The 21651-nt window shown below is 42.8% G+C and carries 32 protein-coding genes; all 32 read right to left on the bottom strand.

What is annotated here, in order from left to right; translation table 11 throughout:
• Positions 1 to 97 precede the first annotated feature (97 nt).
• Complete coding sequence (locus HMPREF9708_RS08605) at positions 98 to 5194, bottom strand: S8 family serine peptidase (protein WP_006308999.1); 5097 nt, start codon at positions 5192 to 5194, stop codon at positions 98 to 100.
• Between the two features lie 315 nt (positions 5195 to 5509).
• On the bottom strand, positions 5510 to 6310 hold the full coding sequence (locus tag HMPREF9708_RS04450; RefSeq protein WP_006308998.1) for an energy-coupling factor transporter transmembrane component T family protein: 801 nt from the start codon (positions 6308 to 6310) through the stop codon (positions 5510 to 5512).
• A gap of 1 nt (position 6311) precedes the next feature.
• Entirely contained in the window at positions 6312 to 7199 is an 888-nt protein-coding gene (locus tag HMPREF9708_RS04445; protein WP_040448087.1) for an energy-coupling factor ABC transporter ATP-binding protein, read from the bottom strand.
• Complete coding sequence (locus HMPREF9708_RS04440) at positions 7175 to 8014, bottom strand: energy-coupling factor ABC transporter ATP-binding protein (RefSeq protein WP_006308994.1); 840 nt, start codon at positions 8012 to 8014, stop codon at positions 7175 to 7177. Before HMPREF9708_RS04440 ends, HMPREF9708_RS04445 begins: the two co-directional genes overlap by 25 nt.
• A 220-nt stretch (positions 8015 to 8234) precedes the next feature.
• Entirely contained in the window at positions 8235 to 8615 is a 381-nt protein-coding gene (gene rplQ / locus HMPREF9708_RS04435; protein ID WP_006308992.1) for a 50S ribosomal protein L17, read from the bottom strand.
• 21 nt (positions 8616 to 8636) lie between these two features.
• Positions 8637 to 9581 carry a DNA-directed RNA polymerase subunit alpha gene (locus HMPREF9708_RS04430; RefSeq protein ID WP_006308991.1) on the bottom strand — a complete coding sequence of 315 codons (945 nt, stop codon included), beginning with the start codon at positions 9579 to 9581 and terminating at the stop codon, positions 8637 to 8639.
• 72 nt (positions 9582 to 9653) lie between these two features.
• Entirely contained in the window at positions 9654 to 10046 is a 393-nt protein-coding gene (rpsK, locus tag HMPREF9708_RS04425) for a 30S ribosomal protein S11 (protein ID WP_006308990.1), read from the bottom strand.
• 25 nt (positions 10047 to 10071) lie between these two features.
• Positions 10072 to 10425 (bottom strand): 30S ribosomal protein S13, encoded by a 354-nt coding sequence (gene rpsM / locus HMPREF9708_RS04420; RefSeq protein ID WP_006308989.1) that lies wholly within the window; start codon positions 10423 to 10425, stop codon positions 10072 to 10074.
• Between the two features lie 21 nt (positions 10426 to 10446).
• Positions 10447 to 10560, bottom strand: a complete 114-nt coding sequence (rpmJ, locus tag HMPREF9708_RS04415) for a 50S ribosomal protein L36 (RefSeq protein WP_006308988.1) — start codon at positions 10558 to 10560, stop codon at positions 10447 to 10449.
• A 21-nt stretch (positions 10561 to 10581) separates the two neighbouring features.
• Positions 10582 to 10800: a translation initiation factor IF-1 gene (infA, locus tag HMPREF9708_RS04410; RefSeq protein WP_006308987.1), complete on the bottom strand. Its 219-nt coding sequence runs from the start codon at positions 10798 to 10800 to the stop codon at positions 10582 to 10584.
• 31 nt (positions 10801 to 10831) lie between these two features.
• Positions 10832 to 11482: an adenylate kinase gene (locus HMPREF9708_RS04405; protein ID WP_006308986.1), complete on the bottom strand. Its 651-nt coding sequence runs from the start codon at positions 11480 to 11482 to the stop codon at positions 10832 to 10834.
• 34 nt (positions 11483 to 11516) lie between these two features.
• Positions 11517 to 12809 (bottom strand): preprotein translocase subunit SecY, encoded by a 1293-nt coding sequence (gene secY, locus HMPREF9708_RS04400; protein WP_006308985.1) that lies wholly within the window; start codon positions 12807 to 12809, stop codon positions 11517 to 11519.
• Positions 12809 to 13249, bottom strand: a complete 441-nt coding sequence (rplO, locus tag HMPREF9708_RS04395) for a 50S ribosomal protein L15 (protein WP_006308984.1) — start codon at positions 13247 to 13249, stop codon at positions 12809 to 12811. Before rplO ends, secY begins: the two co-directional genes overlap by 1 nt.
• Positions 13250 to 13281: 32 nt before the next feature.
• Positions 13282 to 13461, bottom strand: coding sequence for a 50S ribosomal protein L30 (rpmD, locus tag HMPREF9708_RS04390; protein WP_006308983.1), 180 nt, complete (start codon positions 13459 to 13461; stop codon positions 13282 to 13284).
• Between the two features lie 11 nt (positions 13462 to 13472).
• Positions 13473 to 13976: a 30S ribosomal protein S5 gene (gene rpsE, locus HMPREF9708_RS04385; protein WP_006308982.1), complete on the bottom strand. Its 504-nt coding sequence runs from the start codon at positions 13974 to 13976 to the stop codon at positions 13473 to 13475.
• A gap of 20 nt (positions 13977 to 13996) precedes the next feature.
• A complete protein-coding gene (gene rplR / locus HMPREF9708_RS04380) occupies positions 13997 to 14353 on the bottom strand; it encodes a 50S ribosomal protein L18 (protein WP_006308981.1) in 357 nt (118 codons plus the stop codon).
• Positions 14354 to 14406: 53 nt separating this feature from the next.
• Positions 14407 to 14943, bottom strand: coding sequence for a 50S ribosomal protein L6 (rplF, locus tag HMPREF9708_RS04375; RefSeq protein ID WP_006308980.1), 537 nt, complete (start codon positions 14941 to 14943; stop codon positions 14407 to 14409).
• Between the two features lie 45 nt (positions 14944 to 14988).
• A complete protein-coding gene (gene rpsH, locus HMPREF9708_RS04370; protein ID WP_006308979.1) occupies positions 14989 to 15387 on the bottom strand; it encodes a 30S ribosomal protein S8 in 399 nt (132 codons plus the stop codon).
• 34 nt (positions 15388 to 15421) lie between these two features.
• Positions 15422 to 15607 (bottom strand): type Z 30S ribosomal protein S14, encoded by a 186-nt coding sequence (locus HMPREF9708_RS08125; protein ID WP_083826856.1) that lies wholly within the window; start codon positions 15605 to 15607, stop codon positions 15422 to 15424.
• A gap of 18 nt (positions 15608 to 15625) precedes the next feature.
• Complete coding sequence (rplE, locus tag HMPREF9708_RS04365; protein ID WP_006308978.1) at positions 15626 to 16168, bottom strand: 50S ribosomal protein L5; 543 nt, start codon at positions 16166 to 16168, stop codon at positions 15626 to 15628.
• Positions 16169 to 16188: 20 nt separating this feature from the next.
• Entirely contained in the window at positions 16189 to 16494 is a 306-nt protein-coding gene (gene rplX / locus HMPREF9708_RS04360) for a 50S ribosomal protein L24 (protein ID WP_006308977.1), read from the bottom strand.
• Positions 16495 to 16519: 25 nt separating this feature from the next.
• Positions 16520 to 16888, bottom strand: coding sequence for a 50S ribosomal protein L14 (rplN, locus tag HMPREF9708_RS04355; RefSeq protein ID WP_006308976.1), 369 nt, complete (start codon positions 16886 to 16888; stop codon positions 16520 to 16522).
• Positions 16889 to 16919: 31 nt separating this feature from the next.
• Entirely contained in the window at positions 16920 to 17183 is a 264-nt protein-coding gene (gene rpsQ / locus HMPREF9708_RS04350; protein WP_006308975.1) for a 30S ribosomal protein S17, read from the bottom strand.
• A gap of 23 nt (positions 17184 to 17206) precedes the next feature.
• Complete coding sequence (gene rpmC, locus HMPREF9708_RS04345) at positions 17207 to 17401, bottom strand: 50S ribosomal protein L29 (protein ID WP_006308974.1); 195 nt, start codon at positions 17399 to 17401, stop codon at positions 17207 to 17209.
• Positions 17391 to 17825 carry a 50S ribosomal protein L16 gene (gene rplP, locus HMPREF9708_RS04340; RefSeq protein WP_006308973.1) on the bottom strand — a complete coding sequence of 145 codons (435 nt, stop codon included), beginning with the start codon at positions 17823 to 17825 and terminating at the stop codon, positions 17391 to 17393. Before rplP ends, rpmC begins: the two co-directional genes overlap by 11 nt.
• A gap of 3 nt (positions 17826 to 17828) precedes the next feature.
• Positions 17829 to 18494, bottom strand: coding sequence for a 30S ribosomal protein S3 (gene rpsC / locus HMPREF9708_RS04335; RefSeq protein WP_006308972.1), 666 nt, complete (start codon positions 18492 to 18494; stop codon positions 17829 to 17831).
• 3 nt (positions 18495 to 18497) lie between these two features.
• Positions 18498 to 18854 carry a 50S ribosomal protein L22 gene (gene rplV, locus HMPREF9708_RS04330; RefSeq protein ID WP_006308971.1) on the bottom strand — a complete coding sequence of 119 codons (357 nt, stop codon included), beginning with the start codon at positions 18852 to 18854 and terminating at the stop codon, positions 18498 to 18500.
• An 18-nt stretch (positions 18855 to 18872) separates the two neighbouring features.
• Positions 18873 to 19154, bottom strand: a complete 282-nt coding sequence (gene rpsS / locus HMPREF9708_RS04325; RefSeq protein WP_006308970.1) for a 30S ribosomal protein S19 — start codon at positions 19152 to 19154, stop codon at positions 18873 to 18875.
• 31 nt (positions 19155 to 19185) lie between these two features.
• Positions 19186 to 20016: a 50S ribosomal protein L2 gene (rplB, locus tag HMPREF9708_RS04320; protein ID WP_006308969.1), complete on the bottom strand. Its 831-nt coding sequence runs from the start codon at positions 20014 to 20016 to the stop codon at positions 19186 to 19188.
• Between the two features lie 30 nt (positions 20017 to 20046).
• On the bottom strand, positions 20047 to 20349 hold the full coding sequence (locus HMPREF9708_RS04315; protein WP_006308967.1) for a 50S ribosomal protein L23: 303 nt from the start codon (positions 20347 to 20349) through the stop codon (positions 20047 to 20049).
• Positions 20349 to 20972 carry a 50S ribosomal protein L4 gene (gene rplD, locus HMPREF9708_RS04310; RefSeq protein WP_006308965.1) on the bottom strand — a complete coding sequence of 208 codons (624 nt, stop codon included), beginning with the start codon at positions 20970 to 20972 and terminating at the stop codon, positions 20349 to 20351. Before rplD ends, HMPREF9708_RS04315 begins: the two co-directional genes overlap by 1 nt.
• Positions 20973 to 20993: 21 nt before the next feature.
• Positions 20994 to 21629, bottom strand: a complete 636-nt coding sequence (rplC, locus tag HMPREF9708_RS04305; RefSeq protein WP_006308963.1) for a 50S ribosomal protein L3 — start codon at positions 21627 to 21629, stop codon at positions 20994 to 20996.
• Positions 21630 to 21651: the final 22 nt, after the last annotated feature.

The raw sequence follows: 21651 nt of genomic DNA, 5'->3' as shown, positions 1-21651 counted from the left end.
CTTAAATGCCTTGTATATAGCCTACTTAGCATGTATTCATTTTCAGACTCTTTATTCTATTGGTCCTAGCTAGCAAGCGGTTTGGTCCTTTAAAGGGCTAGTCGTTCTCTTTGGATCTTCTAACTAATAATCCCATTCCAGCGAAAAAGGAAATGAGGGAGATCGCATACGATGCAAACAGTGACTGTTCACCTGTCTGTGGCAGGTTTGACGCTTTTGCAAGGGATGGACTTTCTTCTGCAGGCGCTGAAACTTCAGCATCCGCAGGTTCAGCTGGTGCTGACGGTGAGTCTTCCCCTTTCGCAGGATCAGCTTGTGCTGTCGTGGCGTCGTCCTTTCTCACATGATTAGCTGGTGCTGCCATTGAGTCGCCATCATCCACATGATCAGCTGGTGCTGACGGTAAGTCTTCATCATCCACTGGATCGGCTGGTGCTGGCATTGTATCGTCCTCTTCTTCTGGTTCAGCTGGTGCTGGCATTGCGTCGTCCTCTTCTTCTGGTTCAGCTGGCGCTGGAGCTGGAATTTCAGGCTCTGGCTCTTCTTCAACTGGTGGAAGCACTTTAGTCCCCATTTCAATAATCTGATAAACAGGCGCTTTAATTATCTCATTTGTCAAAGGATTCTTCAATCCAGCCATTCCCGCTTGGAGAACCGCTTGCTGACCGATCTCTAGGTCTGGACCTTCAACTCGAATGATTTCGTAAGGCACTTCGACTGGACCGTATTCAATAATTTCATTGACCGGTTTTTTCAGAACTTTCAGAATTGTACCATCTTTGTCAACGTTCGCCTTACCTTCAACGCCTTCTTGGGCCACGAGAACTGCACCAAGTGCTAGATCTGGATTGAAACGTTTCTCAACCTCTGGCACTAACTTCACTAAGTCACGCAGGGTCACGGTAACAACCGTCTTTTCAGATCCATTACCAAAGTCATCATAGACATAGAAGGTTAAGTCTTTACCTATTTTAGATTTCGGGATGGAATATATAATTTTATCCCCAACCTGCACTGGATCGAAACCGTCATAAGTCTTGTCAATTCGTCCGATAAAGCTATTGCCGGCAAACAATTCAACATAGTTCATGTTATCGCTGTATTCAATCTCAAAGTAGAGTCTCTCGTCATCTTCACCAAAGACTTGGTCCACCATAATCTTCGGATCCTCCCGGTCTAAGCGGAAGCGGTTGACAATTTGATGCTTCGTTAATCGACCACCGCGCTCACCAATCTTCACCGTCTTAACATGGGCAACCGTCTCAATCGCATATAAACCATTCGCTTGTAACTCGGCTAGCGGAACATTGGCTTTAAAACGAACGGTACCATCAACCTTTTCAAAGTCAATCGGTTCATAATCTGTTATGGGGTTGCCATCGTTATCGACTAAGCGGTACTCAATGTATCGAACTTCATCATAATTGGTGATTTCACCGGTTAATTCCACGAACTCTGCGTCCTTACCGAATCCTTGGTAATACCATGGTGAATTCGTCTTTAACCTTGGTAATTCATCGCTATCTAGTTGATCGCCAGGGACATATTCTTCAGAATCATCTGGCTTTTTACCTGGCTTCATCTTATCTTCTTGCGGTTCTTCCGCTTGATCTTCTGGATTAGCAGGTTCTTCTGGATTGGATGGCCCTTCATTATTACCGGAATCATCCCGAACGACTTCGATTAAGTCGCCTTCTGGCGTCAATTCAAATTGCTTGATATTATCTGAATTATCATAAACCCAAATATAAAGCGCCTTGCCCTTTAATTCCGGCTTTAAGTTGAGGGTGAAGATCTTCTCTTTAACGAGAGGTTCTTCTTCGCGGTTAACCTCTTGCCAGGAAACAAATTTGTCATCTTCTTTGGTATAGACTTCAAACGCCCTGATTCCTGAAAGATTATCCCTTGCCGTGAATTCAAGGTGGTCGTCTTCCTTAGCTACCGCTAACTCAGGATCGGTATTATCTAAGTAAATCTTGTACTCGTACCGTTGCGGACGGGCATCCTTACTATCAATCTTCCCTTCAATGACATAGGTATAGATGCCCTCTTCTACCTGGTCGCCAAAGGTGTCGGTATAATCCCATCCAGATCCCCTGAAATCTTGGAGGAAGTTTAATTGATCCTTATACAGAAGTCCTGCCTTGTAGACCCGATTCATAATGAGCAGGTCACGGATCCGCTCTTTTTGCGCATTTTCGATATAGAATTCCACATCGACCGCATTCCGAAGGAAGGATAATTTAGGGGTCACCATGTTCTCGAACCCTTCTCGCTCATGACTATTCACAAAGACAGAAGGGTCACCGTCCACGCGCCATTCAAAGAAGTAGTTCCAGCCGCCCTCAAGCCGTTTGCGGACAAAGGCCGTCTTGTCAACTCCATCCGGCTTACCATCCTTATCAAAGTACTCGATCGGCTTAAAGTTGGTCTTATCCTCACCATCAAAGTCCACCATATTGTCGATAATCGGTAACCGATCCCATTCCCCCTTGAAGCCAAAGAATGGAAGAGAAAGCGGTGAGGCTTCTTGGTCGATCGGTTTAAGGAAGAAGTAACCTTGGACATATTGATTGAGATCAATCTTAGCCGTTGAAATAATCTGATCAACAGAAATTGTTTGGCCAGCTGCTACGGTGATTTCTCCTAGGTCTTGACGGTCTGCTAGCTCCGTCACTTCAGCAAAGCGTCCTTCTTCATTGATCCGCTCTTTAAGCAGCACATAGGACAACTTATAAGTTTGGTCTTTTTTGCCATAGTTATGCAACTCAAGATTGGCCTTGAATTCATCTTGAACCTCTTTTAATTCAAGCTTTCCATCCTTGTTCGGATCGGCTTCATTCGTTGCTGTGACCGTCACAAAGTTCTCCAAAGCCCGCTTGAGGTTCACAAGTCCTGCACCTTGTTGGATCGGTGTATAGTATGAACCACCATCCTCAAGGGTATTCAACTTAGGTACAGCCGTATTCATTAAGAATAGCATGGCCAGGTCATCCTGTAAGTGGTCTTTCTCAAGTGACTCCCCATTAAGAATGCCATCTTCGTAGAGGCGCTGCATAATCAGTGCAGCTGCTCCCGCCATATGAGGGGTCGCCATTGAAGTTCCAGACATATTCTGATAACGGTCATCACTCATCAAACTGTAGATCGACCCACCAGGTGCTGCTACATCAGGCTTAAGGGTCAAGTCGGTCGCTGGCCCCCAAGAAGAGAACTCACTCAAATTACCAGCTGTTCTTAAGTCAAAGCCCATCAAGTCTCTCGAGATCCGCATCAAGGCATCTTGGTTATTCTCGATAATTTCTTTGAGTCGCTCACCCGATTTCTTGGTGACAAACATGATGGGAATATCTAAGTTCTCCAGGCCTGTCATTTCCAAGGTTTGGTCGCTTTCTTGATTATCATAAATGATCAAGCCCGCAGCCTTGTGTTTACGTGCTAATTGGTACTTATCATTAAAGGAGGCATCCCCCCGCTGAACAAGGACCAGTTTGCCCGCGAAATCAACGGCTCTACCATTTTCTTTTTCATAACGGTCATAGTCCGCTTGATTCCCTAATTTGAATTCGACTAGAGGCAAGAGGTCCGATTCTCCTTCAGGGTAGGTCTGTGTCCCCTTGAAGTATTCTTTTTGCCGCTTTCCGTCAAAGACCGCTTCAACATAACGCCGCATCTCTCTCACGTTATCGATGGAAGCAACTGACATGGATTCTTCGACGTTGGCTGGATACCCACCTAAGGCATTGTCAGGGTTTTCCTTTAAGCTATGGTAGTCGCGGTCCCACGTTGCATTGCGGTGGTTTCCGGCTGCAATGACCGGTAAGACCCCTAATTCACGCGCTTTTTGCATGGCTCTTGCCATTGGGGTGTTCCCTTGCATATTAAAGCCAGAAGCCATCCCCAGTGACATATTTATGATATCTGCTCCTAATTTAATGGAGTCATCAAAGGCTTTCATCCAGACATCTTCATAGACGCTCGAGGAGACCTGGTCTTCTGAGAAGGCCTTCATTAAGAGCAATTGGACGTGAGGGGCCACCCCTTGGATGCCACCTTCTTCAACATTCCCATTCGCTCCAATCGTTCCCGCCACGTGGTTCCCATGTTCATCGGTTGAGAGTAAAACATCGGAATTATCGGCATAGTTATAACCATAGATAACCTTATTGGAATACCACTTACCGGGTAGCCCTAATTTTTGAATCATTTCATTCATAGAGTCTTCATTATAGCGTGTCGCCACATCCTCTGCTAGAACAAAATCACGGTGATAGGGGTCAAACCCTGTATCAATGACAGAGACAATCATCTTATCGCCCTTGTACTTGGCACGGAATTCTTCAGATAAGAGATTTGTTCCAATTAATTCTCCTGAGAAGTTCATGGCAGGCTCTGCCGATGGAACCTCCTTAGGAGGGGTGAAATGCTGGCTAAGGTTGACTCCCAAAACTTGCTTCATGGCCTTCACTTGGTCAATCGCCTTCTGGCTAAGGGTCGCTGAGAAGCCTGTGAAGACGCCCGAATAAGCTTGGTCTTCTTGGAAATCATAACCTTGTTCATTCAAGAGTTGGCGGATCTGGTTAATTGTATCTTGAACTTCCGTTTCAGCTTGAGAAACTGCCAGTTTATAACTTTCCTTGTCGCGATAATCGGCCCGGTCAATGGCTGCTAGATTGTCTGTTTGAACAATCACTTTATATTTTTCTTCTTCTTGGTCTGATTCTTGACTGACTTCAGCGGTAGTTGTGGCCTCGAGTGCTTCTTCATCGGCTGTCGACGCAACTTCCTCTTCAGCGGCTGTCGATCCAGCTTCCTCTTCATCCACTGCCGACCCAACTTCCTCTTCTACTTTTGAAGGTGCTTTTTTTTGATTAAGAGTCGTAACAACAGGTTCTAGGTCTTCTTTTGCTTGGTCTTCTACTGCGACTTCTTCATTTGAGCTTGCTTCGTCGGAAAGAATCGGAATAATTTCAGTAGTACGAATCGGCTCTGCATGCTCAACTTCACTGACACCAGGCAACGTTTCGACAGCTTCTTCCTGATCGGACACAATGACGGGTGCTTGATCTGACTGTGTAGTCGTCGTGGGTTCAAGACTGACTTCTCTTTGGTCTTGAGCTTCGACGGGTTGGGCGGCAGTTGCCATCACTAAGGCCAGACTACATGCACTGATAAAGTGGATCCTTCTCTTCATATCCATGCCTCCTGCATTTAATAACTTACTCGAAAAACATCCGCAATGTAAGCGCGAACAATTCCTCTGATTCCATTATAATCATCTCATTAAATTAATCAATTTTTAAAACAATAAAAATTGTAAAAAAACTGTTCTAATAATTATCCCTCTGCTAACAACCGGGCAAAAAACGTTAAAAATCCTTGTTAAAATAAGAGGTTTTCCAATAATATTGTCATTGAAGAATATTATGATACAAAGCGATAGGGTAAAAATTAAGAGACAATAAAAAAGGCCTTTCTGGCATTCGCCAGAAAGGTCTTTTCCATTTATCTAATAAAATCGGCTCAAAAAGACAGCAAGGGTTAATAGGATCATGGAAAGTAACACCCAAACATCCTTCGTTTGATAGCGTAGCTGCCGGTATTTACTGCGGCCCTCGGCCCCTTGATAGCCTCTAGATTCCATGGCGATCGCCAATTCTTCTGCCCGGTTAAAGGCGCTCACAAAGAGCGGAACAAGAATCGGGATAATCGCCTTCAATCGGTCCATTAAAGAGCCTTGGTCGAACTCTACACCTCGAGCTCTTTGCGCATTCATAATCGTTTGGGCTTCATCCATTAGGGTCGGTACATAGCGTAAAGCGATCGACAACATTAAAGCAACTTCGTGAGAAGGAAAGCCCACCTTCGTCAGGGGTCGCAAAAGATGTTCCACCCCATCCGTTAATTCCAGTGGTGCTGTCGTGAGCGTCAGAACGGTTGACATCATGATAATTAAGAACAGTCGCATAAAGATATAGCCCCCGTTGATTAAGCCTAAAGAGGTAATCGAAATGGGCCCCCAAGCGAAATAGGTCTTGCCTCCTTGGGTAAAAAGAATTTGAAAGACGACCGTAAAGAGAATAATCCACAGCATCGGTTTTAAGCCGCTGAAGAAGAATTTATAAGAAATCTGACTTCTTTTGATTGCAATTAGTAAGTAAGCAAATAGCAGACTATAGCCGATAAAATTATTAGCCAAGAAAACAATCAAGATAAAATAAAAGACGGCAATCAACTTGGTCCGAGGATCCAGAGCATGAACCCAAGAATCCAGTTGGATATAACGGCCGAGAATAAACTTATCGGACATCTTAATCCTCCTTGTCTAAAAGTTGCTGCTTATAGTCCACTAAGGCTTGAGCTAACTGGCCACTCGTCAGCGGTCTTTCTTGCCAAGACTTGGCCAAGTCATCTGGTGTGACCTGGTCCAGGCGTTCGAGAAAGTCGAGTGTTCTCGGTAAGCCCAATTGCTTAGCACGTAACCAGTCGGGATCAGCAAAGATCTCACGGGGTTGTCCTTGACGAATAATCTGTCCCTTCTCTAAAACGACCACCTGGTCGGCAAATTCCGCGACATCATCCATCTGGTGGGTCACTAAAATCAGAGAAAGCTGGCGCGCCTGTTGTAGGTCAATGAACATGGTCAGCATCTCGATTTGACCCAATGGGTCTAATCCGGCTGTCGGTTCATCGAGCACTAGGACTTCAGGTTCCAGAGCTAATACACCCGCTATCGCCACCCGACGCATCTGACCCCCACTCAACTCAAAGGGTGAACGCTCGTATAAGGCAGGATCAATTCCGACTAAGGCCAACATCTCTTCAGCTATTGCTCGCGCCTCTTCTTGACTTGCCCCGAAATTAAGGGGGCCAAACATGACATCCTTGATGACAGTCTCTTCGAACAGCTGGGCTTCCGGAAATTGAAAGACAACACCGACCTTCTTTCGAATTTGTTTAAGGTTTTTGCTGTCAGATTGGGCAGTGATTACCTGGTCACCAATCTTAATCTTTCCTTTTGAAGGCTTTAAGAGAACATTCAAATGTTGAATTAGCGTCGATTTCCCTGATCCTGTATGGCCAATAATGGCTGTGACCCGTCCAGGTTCTAAGGTTAAGTTGATATTCTTTAATACTGGCACCTCAAAAGGAGTCCCGGGATTATAAGTAAAATCTACTTGTTCAAATACGATTGGGATAGCCACTCAATCAATCCTTCCTCATCGAGATAATGGTCTGGTACGTCCACTCCTAAATCCTTCATCTGTAAGCGTACTTTTTCGGAGAATGGGAGGTCTAAGCCCATCTCGATTAAATCCTTGCCAGCTTCAAAGATTTTAGCTGGTACATCCTGCGCTTGAAGTTGTCCGGCCTTCATCACGAGAATGCGGTCTGCTAGACTGGCTTCATCAATATCATGGGTGATCGATAAGACAGTTACCCCATACTGGTTCTTAATTTCATGAACCAAGCGGATAATCTCTTCGCGTCCCAAAGGATCGAGCATGGCTGTGGATTCGTCCAAGATAATAATATCGGGTCTCAGAGCAATAATTCCGGCAATTGCCACCCGTTGTTTTTGACCACCTGATAATTTAGCGGGTTCTTTCTTGATAAATTCCTCCATGCGAACTTGTTGCAAGGCCTCATGGATTCGCTGCCGCATTTCTTCACGGTCAATTCCGTTATTCTCTAAGCCGAAGGCCACATCGTCTTCGACCGTTGCCCCGACAAATTGGTTGTCTGGGTTCTGAAAGACCATCCCGATCATTCGGCGGATGTCCCAAACCGTTTCCTGAGAGAGTTTAACCCCTTTAATATAGACACTCCCTTGGTAGGGAACCAATAAGCCATTGAGAATTTTAGCCATGGTGGATTTGCCTGAACCATTGGGTCCAATAATCGCCACCCACTCGCCCTGGTTAATGGAAAAAGACAAATTGGATAGTGCATCATGGTCCGCGTGTGCGTAGGCAAAAGACACATCTTCCACTCGAATGATCTCTGACGTCATACTCCCCATCCTTTCTTCTTGTCTCTATAGCCAAAAAGCTCTCTTGGCTATACAGACAAAATAAAAAATAACGATAAAAAAACCACTTACGATGATAGATTGGATTGAGGCTTATAAAAAACCTCAATCCACCATTTGCACATGGCTAATAGAGCTAGACTTCAAGCTCAGGCTCAAAATCATAACACTCCCCATCATCAAAGTGAGTAAAATTGACGCATTACACTAATTCAATAATCACCATTGGTGCACCATCGCCACGACGAGGGCCCTTCTTAAGAATCCGTGTATAACCACCATTACGGTCTGCGTAACGCTCAGCATAAGTATCAAACAAACGATTAAGGACGGTTTCTACCACCACTTCATCATCTTCAATGCGAGCATCTGCAATTTCTCTACGAACAAAAGCTGCAGCACGACGTCTTGATGCAAGATCTCCTTTCTTACCAAGGGTGATCATTTGATCAACAGTCTTACGTACTTCCTTCGCACGTGCTTCTGTCGTTTCAATGCGTTCATTAATAATGACATCTGTTGTTAAGTCGCGTAACAATGCCTTACGTTGAGCACTCTTACGTCCTAATTTACGGTAAGCCATTCTGTCTCCTCCTTTACTATCTTAGTCTTCTTCACGCAAGCTCAAATCTAAAGCCGCTAATTTGTTCTTAACTTCATCTAAGGATTTACGTCCGAGATTACGTACTCTCATCATCTCAGCTTCGCTCTTGTTGGTTAATTCTTGAATCGTATTAATACCTGCACGCTTCAAGCAATTATAAGAACGCACTGAAAGGTCCAATTCTTCAATGGTCATCACAAGTACTTTTTCTTTTTCTGCCTCTTCTTTTTCTACCATGATTTCAGCTTGACGGGCCTCATCACTCAAATCGACAAAGATATTTAAATGCTCTGTCAAGATCTTGGCAGCAAGACTTAAGGCCTTCTCAGGACTAATAGATCCATCGGTCCAGATATCTAAGGTCAACTTGTCATAAATATTACGCTGGCCAATCCGTGTGTTCTCCACTTGATAGTTTACCTTTTTGATTGGCGTATAAATCGAATCAACAGGTAGTACGCCGATCGGTGAATCTTCTTTTTTATTATAATCTCCACGAACAAATCCGCGTCCATTTGCGACAGTCATCTGCATGTTGAATGTTGCATCCTCAGCCAGGGTAAAGAGATACAAATCAGGATTTAAAATCTCCACTTCATTATCATGAATGATATCCGCTGCAGTTACAGTCTTTGGACCCGTAACGTTCAATTCAATGACCTTGTCTTCTTCTGTATGAGTTTTTAGAGCTAGCTCTTTTAGGTGTAAGATGATGGTCGGAACATCTTCCACGACCCCATCCACTGTTGCGAACTCATGCAGGACACCCTCAATTTGGATATTTGTAATGGCTGAACCAGGCAGAGAAGATAACAAAATTCTACGCAATGAATTTCCAAGGGTTGTTCCATAACCACGCTCTAGTGGCTCAACGACAATTTTACCATACTTAGCATCGTCACTGATTTCAATCGTTCTAATATCTGGTTTTTCAATTTCGATCATCGATCATTTGCCCCTTTCAAAACGTTAGTCGCGTTGATAATTCAGCTACAAATACTTCCTATACAATTATCATTACACCCGGCGACGTTTTGGTGGACGGCATCCATTATGAGGAATGGGAGTCACGTCACGAATAGCAGTGACATCGAGTCCTGTTGCTTGTAACGAACGAATGGCTGATTCACGACCAGATCCTGGACCCTTAACGGTCACTTCAACAGTCTTCATGCCATGATCCATTGCACCTTTAGCGGCAACTTCTGAAGCCATTTGGGCTGCAAAAGGTGTTGCCTTCTTAGAACCACGGAATCCTAATGATCCAGCAGATGACCAAGAAATTGCATTCCCATTTGTATCCGTAATCATCACAATCGTATTATTGAAAGTGGAACGAATATGAGCAATTCCTTTTTCAACATTCTTCTTGACACGACGACGTCCTCTACGTGCTTGTTGTTTTGCCATGAATATTAACCTCCTTTTCTATCGATTATCTAATTGGTTTTTTAGGGCCTTTACGCGTCCGTGCATTGTTCTTAGTGTTTTGTCCACGTACTGGTAAATTACGACGGTGACGCAAACCACGCAATGAACCGATATCTTGTAGTCGTTTGATGTTCATGCTGATTTCACGACGTAAATCGCCTTCTACCCGAATCTTATTGACAATTTCACGAATACGGTCTAATTCTTCGTTAGTAAGATCCTTAACTCGTGTATCTTCTGAAACATTTGCTTCAGCTAAAATTTGCTTAGCTGTTGTTTTTCCAATACCGAAAATATAAGTTAAAGAAATCACGACACGTTTGTCACGTGGAATATCTACTCCAGCTATACGAGCCATACGTTTGCCTCCTTCTTTAAATTATCCTTGACGTTGTTTGTGTTTAGGGTTTTGACAGATTACCATCACTTTCCCATTACGTCGAATTACTTTACATTTTTCACAAATTGGTTTAACTGATGCTCTAACTTTCATATATACCCTCCTCAGTTATACTTATTTAAATCGATACGTGATCCGTCCCTTACTTAAATCATATGGGGATAGTTCGATTGTCACTTTATCTCCAGGCAAGATACGAATATAATTCATTCGAATCTTCCCCGATACATGGGCAATGATTTCATGACCATTTTCTAGTTCAACTTTGAACATTGCATTGGGTAGGGTCTCCACAACGGTCCCTTCTACCTCAATTACATCATCTTTTGCCATTCGTATACCTCCTTATCGATAGAATCTCATGCTATTTAGTCAGTGCCTTCTTGACATTGTCATACACGTCATCAATGCTTCCTTCGCCAGAAACACGTGTTAAAAGGCCACGTTCTTCATAATAATCCAAAATTGGTTGAATCGACTCCATCTGAAGTTGAATACGATGCGCGACTTTCTCAGGCTTATCATCTTCACGTTGATAGAACTTAGCCGGATCATCCATCTCTGAGGCATCCTCCACTTTTGGTGGGTTATAAATCTTATGATAGCTTTCACCCGTTGCTACACTAATAATCCGTCCACTCAAGCGTTCCTTAAGCGTTTCAGGATCAACATCAATGTAGATCACAGCATCAATTTGTGAACCAAGTTCTTGGAGATTTTGGTCAAGTGCTTTTGCTTGTTGGATGGTTCTTGGGTAACCATCTAGCATGAAGCCATTTTCTTTTACATCTGCTTGATTGAGTCGTTCTTTTACCAAAGAGTTGGTAATCTCATCAGGAACTAAGTTCCCATGATCTGTATACGACTTTGCCTCTAATCCAAGAGGGGTTTCTTCTCTAATCGCTTGTCTGAATATATCACCAGTCGCAATATGTATCACAGGATAGTCTTGAGTAATTCGTTCACTTTGTGTTCCTTTACCAGCACCCGGTAAACCCATTAATAATATATTCATTCACTAATCATCCTTTATATTTGTTTGATTGCAATTATAGATCTAAGAAACCTTGATAACGTCTTTTAACCACACGGCCTTCAATTTGTTTGGCTGTTTCAATCGCCACACCAACGACGATCAGTAAGCTTGTACCGGATAGGGCAATATTAGATGGCACCTTCCAGATAAAGCCAACAACAATCGGTAATAAAGCAATAACGGTTAGGTAGATCGCGCCGACCCCACTCAAATGGTTGATCATACGCGTCAGATAGTTTTCTGTATCCTTACCTGGACGAACACTTGGAATATAGGCACTTTGTTTTTGTAAATTCTCTGCCACCTTCTCGGGATTCACTTGGATCAGTGAATAGAAGAAGGTAAAGGCAATTAAGAGAATGGTATAAAGAATTGCCCCATAGGGATGTTGAATGTTAAAGAGTTTAGAGATGAATTGCATAGCCGCTCCATCTGGATTGGGATTAAATAAGCCAATCAAGGTCTGGGGCGTTGTAATAAATGACGATGCAAAGATGACCGGAATAACCCCAGCTGAATTAATCTTCAGCGGTAAGTGGGCCATATGACGGGCACCTGAAACCTTCTTAGAATGATGAATCGGTATCCGACGTTGCGCACGCTCCATGAGCACCACAATAACCGTCATAATTAAGAGTGCAAGGACAATTCCCAACCCAATCAAGGCATTCTGGGTGAACTTGTCTCCTGCCCCAATTAGCATCTTCTTGGTAAAGGCTGTCACTTCACTAGGAACTTGCGCGACGATCCCTGCCATAATGAGCATGGATAGACCGTTGCCAATCCCATTGCGCGTGATTTGTTCGCCCAACCAAACAAGAAACATCGTTCCAGCGGTTAGGACCAAGGCAATCGTCATATAAGTCGCAGTGGTTGGGTTCTTAATGAGACCCAAGCCAGACATTTGGTTCATCCCAAAGGAAAGCCCTAAGGATTGAATATATCCAATGACAATAGCAAGATAAATAGTCCACTGATTTAATTTACGTCGTCCTACTTCACCTTGTTTAGCCCACTCCGTAAACTTCGGAATGATATCCATCTGTAAGAGTTGAACAATAATGGAAGATGTAATATAAGGAGAAACTCCAATTGCAAAGAGCGAATACCGTCTCAATGCGCCTCCACCAAAAGTGTTCAACAGACCAAGTAAGCCACTGGTCGCAATCTTATCTAAGACCTTGGCATTAACACCTGGGACTGGGATATGAGACCCCAACCGGAAGATGGCCAAGATAAAGAGGGTAAATAAAATCCGCCGCCGGACATCTCTTGAACTCAATGCATTCTTAATAAAGGAGAACATTAGATCACCTCAACTGTTCCACCAGCAGCAGTAATTGCTTGTTCTGCTGATTTAGAGAATTTGTTGGCTTTTACATTTAATTTCTTCTCTAAATTACCTGCCCCTAAGATTTTGATTCCTGATAATTCTTTCTTAATGATCCCTAATTCAAGCAGTAATTCAGGTGTAATTTCTGTTCCATCTTCAAAGCGGTTAAGGGTTTCAACATTAACAGTCGCATATTCCTTGCGATTAACATTGTTGAAACCACGCTTTGGTAAACGACGGAAGAGGGGTTGTTGCCCACCTTCAAAGCCTAAACGGACATTGCCGCCTGAACGTTGGCCTTGACCACCTTGACCACGTCCAGCTAATTTACCATTACCAGAACCTTGTCCACGTCCTACACGATTACGGCTCTTACGAGAACCTTCCGCAGGAGTTAATGTGTGTAATTTCATTCTTGGCACCTCCTTATACTAGTATACTAAAACTAAGCTTCTTTTACTTCAACTAAATGGCTAATTGTTGCAATCATTCCACGGATTGCTTCATTATCTGGCTTCACAACGGTCTTATAAGTCTTTGTTAAGCCAAGCGCTTTAGCAGTGTCGATTTGATTCTGCTTACGGCCGATCAGGCTACGTTTTAAAGTAATCTCTAAATTTGCCATGAAACGTCCTCCTAACCTAGTAAATCTTCGACTGTCTTGCCGCGCAATTCAGCCACTTCTTCTGCAACTTTTAATTGTTTTAAAGCTTCAACAGTTGCACGGATCATGTTGATTGGTGTGTTGGATCCTAATGACTTACTTGTTACGTCCGTAACACCTGCCAATTCAACAACCGCACGTACTGGGCCACCTGCAGCAACTCCGGAACCGGCTTGCGCTGGTTTAAGAAGCACACGTCCACCACAGAACTCACCAATTGCTTCATGAGGAATCGTTGTTCCAGCCATTGGAACAGTAATTAAACTCTTCTTGGCATTTTCAATCGCTTTACGAATCGCTTCAGGTACTTCTTGCGCTTTACCTGTTCCAAAGCCTACATGGCCATTCTTATCTCCCACAACGACTAAAGCTGAGAAGCGTAACCGGCGTCCACCTTTTACAACTTTGGTAACACGGTTAATGGCAACGACGCGTTCTTCGATTTCGCCTAACTGATCTGGATTAATGTTTACCATCGATTGTTTTCCTCCTTTTCTTAGAATTCGAGTCCATGTTCGCGGGCACTTTCAGCCAAAGCTTGCACCCGGCCGTGGTATAGATAGCCGCCACGATCAAAGACCACATTTTTATGTCCTTTTTCAAGGGCACGTTCAGCAATTAGTTTGCCTACCGCACTTGCTTGTTCAACTTTGCTCGCCTTTTCGATCGCTGGATCTGTACTAGAGGCACTTGCTAGCGTCACACCCGCTACGTCATCAATTAATTGAGCGTAGATGTTTGTATTTGAGCGAAATACATTTAAGCGTGGGCACTCAGCAGTACCAGAAATTCGATTACGAATACGATTATGACGTTTCTTACGCGATTGGTTTTTATCTGGTTTAGTTATCACAATGGTCACCTCTTTATATAAATTTTAACGATAAATAGATCCTATAGAAAAGACTATTTACCAGTCTTACCTTCCTTACGGATAACATATTCATCCACATAACGAATCCCTTTACCCTTATAGGGTTCTGGTGGACGAACTTCACGAATGTTAGCAGCTAATTCGCCAACTTTTTCCTTATTGTAGCCTTGTACAATAATTGAAGTGTTTGAAGGAACTTCAAAAGATACGCCTTCACTTTCTTCAAACTCAACAGGATGTGAAAGGCCAACGTTTAGAACTAATTTCTTTCCTTGTTTTTGAGCACGGTACCCAACCCCAATTAATTGAAGTTCTTTCTTGTAGCCTTCAGAAACACCAACCACCATGTTGTTAATAATGGAACGTGTGGTTCCATGAAGTGAACGGTTTTCCTTTGAGTCATCTGGTCGAGTAAAAGTAATTTCATTTTCTTCAATTGATAATTCAATATTTGGACTAATGGAACGTGTCAGTTCCCCTTTTGGTCCTTTGACGGTCACTGTTTGACCATCCATTTCAATGGTTACGCCAGCTGGAATTGTTACGGGAGCTTTTCCGATACGACTCACAGTGCTGCACCTCCTTTAATTTTTAATCCGATTAATGAATAAAGATTACCAAACATATGCTAAGACTTCGCCACCGACACCTTGTTGACGCGCTTCTTTGTCTGTAATTACGCCGTTAGATGTTGAAATGATCGCAATCCCTAGGCCATTAAGAACTTTTGGCACATCTTCTGATTTAGCATAAATGCGAAGACCTGGTTTAGAAATACGTTTGATACCAGTAATAACTTTCTCTTGGTTACGGCCATATTTAAGTGAGATTTTAATTTCATTTTGCTTGTTATCTTCAATAATCTCATAGTTTTTGATGAAGCCTTCACGTTTTAAGATTTCTGCGATCGCCTCTTTAGTCTTAGAAGAAGGTGCTGAAACGGTCTTATGCCCAACACTATTTGCATTACGGATGCGAGTTAAGAAATCTGCAATTGGATCTGTCATTGCCATGTGGATTTACCTCCTTTTATTTAATTGTTGAGTCTTACCAACTTGCTTTTTTTACACCAGGAATTTGTCCCTTGTAAGCAAGCTCACGGAAGCAAATGCGGCAAAGTTTGAATTTACGGTACACAGAATGTGGACGACCGCAACGTTCGCATCGTGTATATTCTTGAACTTTATACTTGGGTGTGCGTTTGTTTTTATTCTTTATCGATGTTTTAGCCAAGATAATGCCTCCTTTATTCTATTTTTTAAATGGCATACCTAGTTCTTTTAACAAGGCATGTGATTCTTCATCGGTATTTGCTGTCGTTACCAGCACAATATCCATCCCCCGAACTTTGTCGACATTGTCATAAGAAATTTCAGGGAAGATCAGCTGCTCACGAACACCTAGGGTATAGTTTCCACGTCCGTCAAATGCGCGGGTACTAATCCCTTGGAAGTCACGAACCCGCGGAAGGGAAACGCTAATTAACTTATCAAGGAATTCATACATCCGATCGCCACGAAGTGTCACTTTGGCTCCAATTGGCATACCTTCACGCAAACGGAAACCTGCAATTGACTTCTTAGCCTTAGTAATGACTGGTTTTTGTCCAGAAATTAAGGTTAATTCATCGACCGCTTTTTCAAGGTTCTTTGCATTTCCTGTTGCATCTCCAACACCCATATTGATGACAATCTTTTCAATTTTGGGTACTTCCATAATTGAGCTGTAGTTAAACTGCTCAATCAACTTGGGAGCTACATCTGCTAAATATTTTTCTTTCAAACGATTGGTCATAGCTAGGTCCTCCTTCCTAATTAGTTAACTGTTTTGTCAGACTTTTTAGCGTAGCGCACTTTTTTGCCATCTTCAAAACGATAACCAACGCGTGTTGCTTTGCCCGTTTCAGGGTCTACAAGTTGGACATTTGAAACATGGATTGGTGCTGGGAATTCTTCAATTCCACCTGTTTGAGCTTGGGTTGGTTTACGGTGCTTCTTGGCAATATTTACACCTTCCACAACCACTCGATTTTCTTTAGGCAAGCTTTTTAGAACTGTTCCTTCCTTACCCTTGTCCTTACCAGAGATAACGACAACTTTGTCTCCTGTTTTAATACGCATGAATTGTTTCCTCCTCTTTCTATGATTACAGAACTTCTGGAGCTAATGAAACAATCTTCATGTAATTGTTGTCACGTAATTCACGTGCAACAGGCCCAAAGATACGTGTTCCACGAGGACTCTTATCATCACGAATAATCACACACGCATTTTCATCAAATTTGATGTATGAACCATCCTTACGACGTGCTCCTGATTTAGTACGAACGATTACCGCTTTGACAACATCGCCTTTCTTAACAACGCCTCCTGGTGTTGCATGTTTAACCGTTGCAACAATCACATCGCCAATGTTCGCTGTTTTACGTCCTGATCCGCCTAAAACCTTAATCGTTAATACTTCACGTGCTCCAGAGTTGTCAGCAACTTTTAATCGACTTTCCTGTTGAATCATTTACTTATCCTCCTTCCGATTGAAGCAATTATTAGATAATTACTGCTTCTTCAACAATTTCTAATAAACGGAAGCGTTTCGTAGCTGATAATGGACGTGTCTCCATGATACGTACGATGTCGCCTTCTTTAGCTTGATTCAATTCATCATGTGCTTTATATTTTTTAGAATATTTTACGCGTTTACCGTACTTAGGGTGAACCTTACGAGTGTCCACTTGGACAGTAATCGTCTTGTCCATCTTATCTGACACGACGCGTCCTTGGTAAACTTTACGTTTGTTGCGTTCAGTCATTCTTTAGTGCCTCCTTTGTCGTTTTACTTAGACAATTCTTGCTCACGCAAGACTGTTTTAATGCGAGCAATTGATTTACGTACATGACGTAAACGGGCAGTGTTTTCTAATTGTCCAGTTGCTAATTGGAATCGAAGGTTAAATAATTCTTTCTTGAATTCTTTCTCTTTTTCAATCATTTCAGCAGTGGATAATTCTCTAATTTCATTAATTTTCATTCGATTCACCACCATATTCTTCACGTTTTACAAATTTTGTCTTGATTGGCAATTTGTGTGAAGCTAAACGGAAGGCTTCACGTGCCACTTCTTCACTTACGCCATCAATTTCAAAAATGACTGCACCACGTTTTGTTGGTGCTACCCAGCCTTCGGGTGCCCCTTTACCTTTACCCATCCGGACTCCGATCGCCTTGCTGGTATAAGATTTGTGAGGGAAGAGTTTAATCCATACTTTCCCTCCACGCTTCATATAACGTGTCATCGCAATACGAGACGCTTCGATTTGACGGTTGCTGATCCAACCTGATTCTGTCGCTTGTAGACCATAAGAACCAAACGCTACGGTCTTGCCACCTTTAGCTTCTCCACGCATTTTTCCGCGGAACTCACGACGGTGTTTTACTCGTTTTGGTACTAACATTGATTATTTCCCTCCTCTCGAAGATTGATCGTTGGTGTTCTTAGTAGGTAAGATTTCACCACGGCAAATCCATACTTTGACACCGAGTTTACCGTATTGGGTATCTGCTTCTTCCCAAGCGTAATCGATATCAGATCTTAATGTATGAAGTGGAACTGTTCCTTCTGTATAGTGCTCTGTCCGCGCCATATCTGCACCATTCAAGCGACCAGAAACCATGGTTTTAACTCCCTTAGCTCCCGCTTTCATCACTCTTTGAATCGCTTGCTTTTGCGCACGACGGAAAGCGATCCGGTTTTCTAATTGCTCAGCAATATCCTTAGCAACTAATCTCGCATCAAGTGAAGGATCCTTGATCTCCACAATATTGATATGAACTTGCTTACCTGTTAATTTGTTCAAATCTGTTCGTAAGACATCTACTTCCGAACCACCTTTACCAATGACCATTCCTGGTTTAGCTGTGTGAATAGATACAACAATTCGATTTGCAGCTCGTTCAATTTGAATGGTTGAAATAGAGGCATCCGCTAATTTTTTATTAAGATACTCACGCACTTTTAAGTCTTCATGCAAGTAATCAGCGTATTGTTTGTCGGCATACCATTTAGCATCCCAGTCACGAATTACGCCAACACGCATTCCAATTGGATGTACTTTTTGACCCATTAATTAAGCCTCCTCTTTCTCTGATACCACAACTGTGATGTGGCTCGTCCGTTTGTTGATTGGTGAAGCGGACCCTTTTGCACGTGGACGGAAACGTTTGATTGTTGGTCCTTCATTTACATAGGCTTCACTTACATATAAACTTTCTAAATCTAAGTCAAAGTTATGTTCAGCATTTGCGATAGCTGATTTAAGAACTTTTTCAATAATTGGCGAACCAGCTTTTGGAGTAAACTTTAAGATTGCTAACGCTTCTCCAACTTGCTTTCCTCTGATAAGATCCATTACTAAACGAGCTTTACGAGGAGCAATCCGAACTGTTCTGGCCATTGCCTTAGCAGATGTAATTTGTTCTGACATCTTATTTACCTCCTCTTATTAGCGTCTTGAAGTCTTCTTATCATCGCTCGCGTGCCCTTTATAAGTACGAGTTGGCACGAATTCACCTAGTTTGTGACCGACCATATCTTCTTGAATGAAGACTGGAACGTGTTTGCGTCCGTCATATACCGCAATTGTCAACCCAATAAAGTTAGGGAAGATGGTTGAACGACGAGACCATGTCTTAATTACCTGTTTTTTGCTTGCATCTTGTTGCGCTTCGACCTTCTTCATCAAATGTTCATCAATAAAAGGTCCTTTTTTTAAACTACGAGTCACAATGTAGCCTCCCTTCGATTCTTATTGGTTATTATTTCTTACGGCCACGAATAATTAGCTTGCTAGATTTCTTCTTAGCGTTACGTGTCTTAACACCCATCGCTTTCTTGCCCCATGGTGTCATTGGACTTGGACGACCGATTGGCGCACGACCTTCCCCACCACCGTGTGGGTGATCATTCGGGTTCATTACAGATCCACGAACGGTTGGACGCTTAGACAACCAGCGAGACCGTCCTGCTTTACCAATGTTAATCAGTTCGTGTTGTTCATTTCCAACCACCCCAACTGTTGCACGGCATGTTGAGAGGATCATCCGAACTTCACCAGAATTCAAGCGAACAAGTGTGTATTTTCCTTCTTGTCCTAATACTTGAGCACTTGTTCCAGCAGCGCGGACTAATTGTCCTCCCTTGCCAGGCTTCAATTCAATATTATGAATCATGGTACCCACTGGGATATTCGCCAAAGCTAAGGCGTTTCCGATTTGAATATCTGCTTGTTCTCCAGATTCAATCTTTTGCCCAACTTGTAAACCTTTAGGCGCAATGATATAAGTCTTGATCCCGTCTTCATAATGGATCAAAGCAATGTTCGCTGAACGATTTGGATCGTATTCAATTGTCGCAACCGTTCCAACTACTCCATCTTTATTCCGCTTAAAGTCGATGACACGGTAGGCACGTTTGTTTCCGCCACCCTTGTGACGAACAGTAATTTTCCCTTGACCATTACGGCCAGCTCGTTGTTTTTGAGACTTCAATAATGACTTCTCAGGTGTCTTAGTTGTGATTTCTGAGAAATCATATCCAGTCATATTACGGCGACCGTTCGTTGTCGCTTTATAATGTTTAACTGCCACTCTCTTTCCCTCCTGTTAGCTTATTTTTGCTTATTCAGCTTGTTGGTCTTCACCAAATAATTCGATACGTTTAGAATCTTCTGTTAAGGTCACAACTGCTTTCTTATAACGACGTGTAAACCCTTGATAACGTCCCATACGTTTTGCTTTACCTTTAACGTTGATCGTGTTGATCTTTGCTACTTTTACACCTTCAAACATCGCTTCCACCGCTTGCTTGATGTGTGTCTTGTTTGCTCGGCGGTCCACTTCGAAGGTGTACTTGTTATCGTCGATATTCAACATGGATTGTTCAGTAATAACTGGACGTAAGATTACTTCTGATAATTGCATTATGCTAAAGCCTCCTCTACGGTTGAAAGTGCAGCCTTAGTAATCACAACGCGATCAGCATCTACAACATCTAGAACATTGACATTGTAATCATCAATGACTTTAACATTTGGAATGTTACGAGCTGATAGGTAGGCTGTTTCATTGTCGCCTTCTAGAACCACTAAGGTTTTTGTATCTGCCTTAAGATTAGCAAGAACTTCTTTGAATAATTTTGTTTTAGGTTGGTCAAATGTTAAAGCTTCTACCACCGTTAACTTGTCTTCTTGAACTTTTTGAGATAGGACAGAAGTTAAGGCTAAACGACGAACCTTTCTTGGTAACTTATAGCTGTATGAACGTGGAGTTGGTCCGAAGACAACGCCCCCACCAACCCATTGTGGTGACCGGATTGAACCTTGACGCGCACGTCCTGTCCCTTTTTGTCTCCAAGGCTTACGTCCTCCACCGCTCACTGCTGAACGATTACGAACCGCATGGGTTCCTTGTCGCATGCTCGCGCGTTGCATTACAACCGCATCAAAGATTACCGCTTCATTCGGCTCAACACCGAAGACTGCTTCATTAAGTTCAACTTCTCCTGCGTGAGATCCATCTTGTTTAAATAATGTAACTTTTGGCATTTATGGTTCCTCCCCTCTTAATTATTTAACAGATTTAATTGATTGTTTAATTTCTAATAAAGATTTCTTAGCGCCCGGTACGTTCCCTTTAATCAAAAGAACATTGTTTTCTGGGTCGACTGATACGATTTCAAGGTTTTGAATGGTGATCCGTTCGCCACCTGTTTGACCTGGCAAGTTTTTGCCTTTAAATACTTTAGACGCATCAGATGCCATACCCATTGATCCAGGACGACGGTGGTAACGAGATCCGTGAGCCATTGGACCACGTGATTGTCCGTGGCGCTTAATTGCTCCTTGGAATCCTTTACCCTTTGATGTACCCGTCACATCGACGATGTCTCCCACCGCGAATGTTTCGACTGTGATTTCTTGCCCGACTTCATATTCTCCTAGCTCAACATCACGAAATTCGCGAACGAAGCGCTTAGGAGTAGCATTTGCTTTTGCTACATGACCCTTGTGCGGTTTGTTTGATAATACTTCACGAAGATCTTGGTAACCCACTTGAACCGCCTCGTAGCCATCGTTTTCAGTCGTTTTTAATTGAAGAACGACGTTCGCTGGCGCTTCAACTACAGTTACTGGGATTAATTCACCATTTTCCGTAAAGAATTGTGTCATACCGACTTTTGTTCCTAAGATTCCTTTGGTCATGAGTACACCTCCATTTATTTTA

The organism is Facklamia languida CCUG 37842, from assembly GCF_000245795.1.
GTDB classification, from domain to species: domain Bacteria; phylum Bacillota; class Bacilli; order Lactobacillales; family Aerococcaceae; genus Facklamia; species Facklamia languida.
Note: the sequence above shows the minus strand (reverse complement) of the source record. Positions and strands in the feature narration are given on the sequence as shown.

What these genes read in the sequence shown, in the direction of transcription:
- HMPREF9708_RS08605 (WP_006308999.1), bottom strand. Translation starts at nt 5,194, where the DNA reads ATGAAGAGAAGGATCCACTTTATCAGTGCATGTAGTCTGGCCTTAGTG.
- HMPREF9708_RS04450 (WP_006308998.1), bottom strand. Translation starts at nt 6,310, where the DNA reads ATGTCCGATAAGTTTATTCTCGGCCGTTATATCCAACTGGATTCTTGG.
- HMPREF9708_RS04440 (WP_006308994.1), bottom strand. Translation starts at nt 8,014, where the DNA reads ATGACGTCAGAGATCATTCGAGTGGAAGATGTGTCTTTTGCCTACGCA.
- rplQ (WP_006308992.1), bottom strand. Translation starts at nt 8,615, where the DNA reads ATGGCTTACCGTAAATTAGGACGTAAGAGTGCTCAACGTAAGGCATTG.
- HMPREF9708_RS04430 (WP_006308991.1), bottom strand. Translation starts at nt 9,581, where the DNA reads ATGATCGAAATTGAAAAACCAGATATTAGAACGATTGAAATCAGTGAC.
- rpsK (WP_006308990.1), bottom strand. Translation starts at nt 10,046, where the DNA reads ATGGCAAAACAACAAGCACGTAGAGGACGTCGTCGTGTCAAGAAGAAT.
- rpsM (WP_006308989.1), bottom strand. Translation starts at nt 10,425, where the DNA reads ATGGCTCGTATAGCTGGAGTAGATATTCCACGTGACAAACGTGTCGTG.
- rpmJ (WP_006308988.1), bottom strand. Translation starts at nt 10,560, where the DNA reads ATGAAAGTTAGAGCATCAGTTAAACCAATTTGTGAAAAATGTAAAGTA.
- infA (WP_006308987.1), bottom strand. Translation starts at nt 10,800, where the DNA reads ATGGCAAAAGATGATGTAATTGAGGTAGAAGGGACCGTTGTGGAGACC.
- HMPREF9708_RS04405 (WP_006308986.1), bottom strand. Translation starts at nt 11,482, where the DNA reads ATGAATATATTATTAATGGGTTTACCGGGTGCTGGTAAAGGAACACAA.
- secY (WP_006308985.1), bottom strand. Translation starts at nt 12,809, where the DNA reads ATGTTCTCCTTTATTAAGAATGCATTGAGTTCAAGAGATGTCCGGCGG.
- rplO (WP_006308984.1), bottom strand. Translation starts at nt 13,249, where the DNA reads ATGAAATTACACACATTAACTCCTGCGGAAGGTTCTCGTAAGAGCCGT.
- rpmD (WP_006308983.1), bottom strand. Translation starts at nt 13,461, where the DNA reads ATGGCAAATTTAGAGATTACTTTAAAACGTAGCCTGATCGGCCGTAAG.
- rpsE (WP_006308982.1), bottom strand. Translation starts at nt 13,976, where the DNA reads ATGGTAAACATTAATCCAGATCAGTTAGGCGAAATCGAAGAACGCGTC.
- rpsH (WP_006308979.1), bottom strand. Translation starts at nt 15,387, where the DNA reads ATGGCAATGACAGATCCAATTGCAGATTTCTTAACTCGCATCCGTAAT.
- rplE (WP_006308978.1), bottom strand. Translation starts at nt 16,168, where the DNA reads ATGACCAATCGTTTGAAAGAAAAATATTTAGCAGATGTAGCTCCCAAG.
- rplX (WP_006308977.1), bottom strand. Translation starts at nt 16,494, where the DNA reads ATGCGTATTAAAACAGGAGACAAAGTTGTCGTTATCTCTGGTAAGGAC.
- rplN (WP_006308976.1), bottom strand. Translation starts at nt 16,888, where the DNA reads ATGATTCAACAGGAAAGTCGATTAAAAGTTGCTGACAACTCTGGAGCA.
- rpsQ (WP_006308975.1), bottom strand. Translation starts at nt 17,183, where the DNA reads ATGACTGAACGCAACAAACGTAAAGTTTACCAAGGACGCGTCGTGTCA.
- rpmC (WP_006308974.1), bottom strand. Translation starts at nt 17,401, where the DNA reads ATGAAAATTAATGAAATTAGAGAATTATCCACTGCTGAAATGATTGAA.
- rplP (WP_006308973.1), bottom strand. Translation starts at nt 17,825, where the DNA reads ATGTTAGTACCAAAACGAGTAAAACACCGTCGTGAGTTCCGCGGAAAA.
- rpsC (WP_006308972.1), bottom strand. Translation starts at nt 18,494, where the DNA reads ATGGGTCAAAAAGTACATCCAATTGGAATGCGTGTTGGCGTAATTCGT.
- rplV (WP_006308971.1), bottom strand. Translation starts at nt 18,854, where the DNA reads ATGTCAGAACAAATTACATCTGCTAAGGCAATGGCCAGAACAGTTCGG.
- HMPREF9708_RS04315 (WP_006308967.1), bottom strand. Translation starts at nt 20,349, where the DNA reads ATGCAATTATCAGAAGTAATCTTACGTCCAGTTATTACTGAACAATCC.
- rplD (WP_006308965.1), bottom strand. Translation starts at nt 20,972, where the DNA reads ATGCCAAAAGTTACATTATTTAAACAAGATGGATCTCACGCAGGAGAA.
- rplC (WP_006308963.1), bottom strand. Translation starts at nt 21,629, where the DNA reads ATGACCAAAGGAATCTTAGGAACAAAAGTCGGTATGACACAATTCTTT.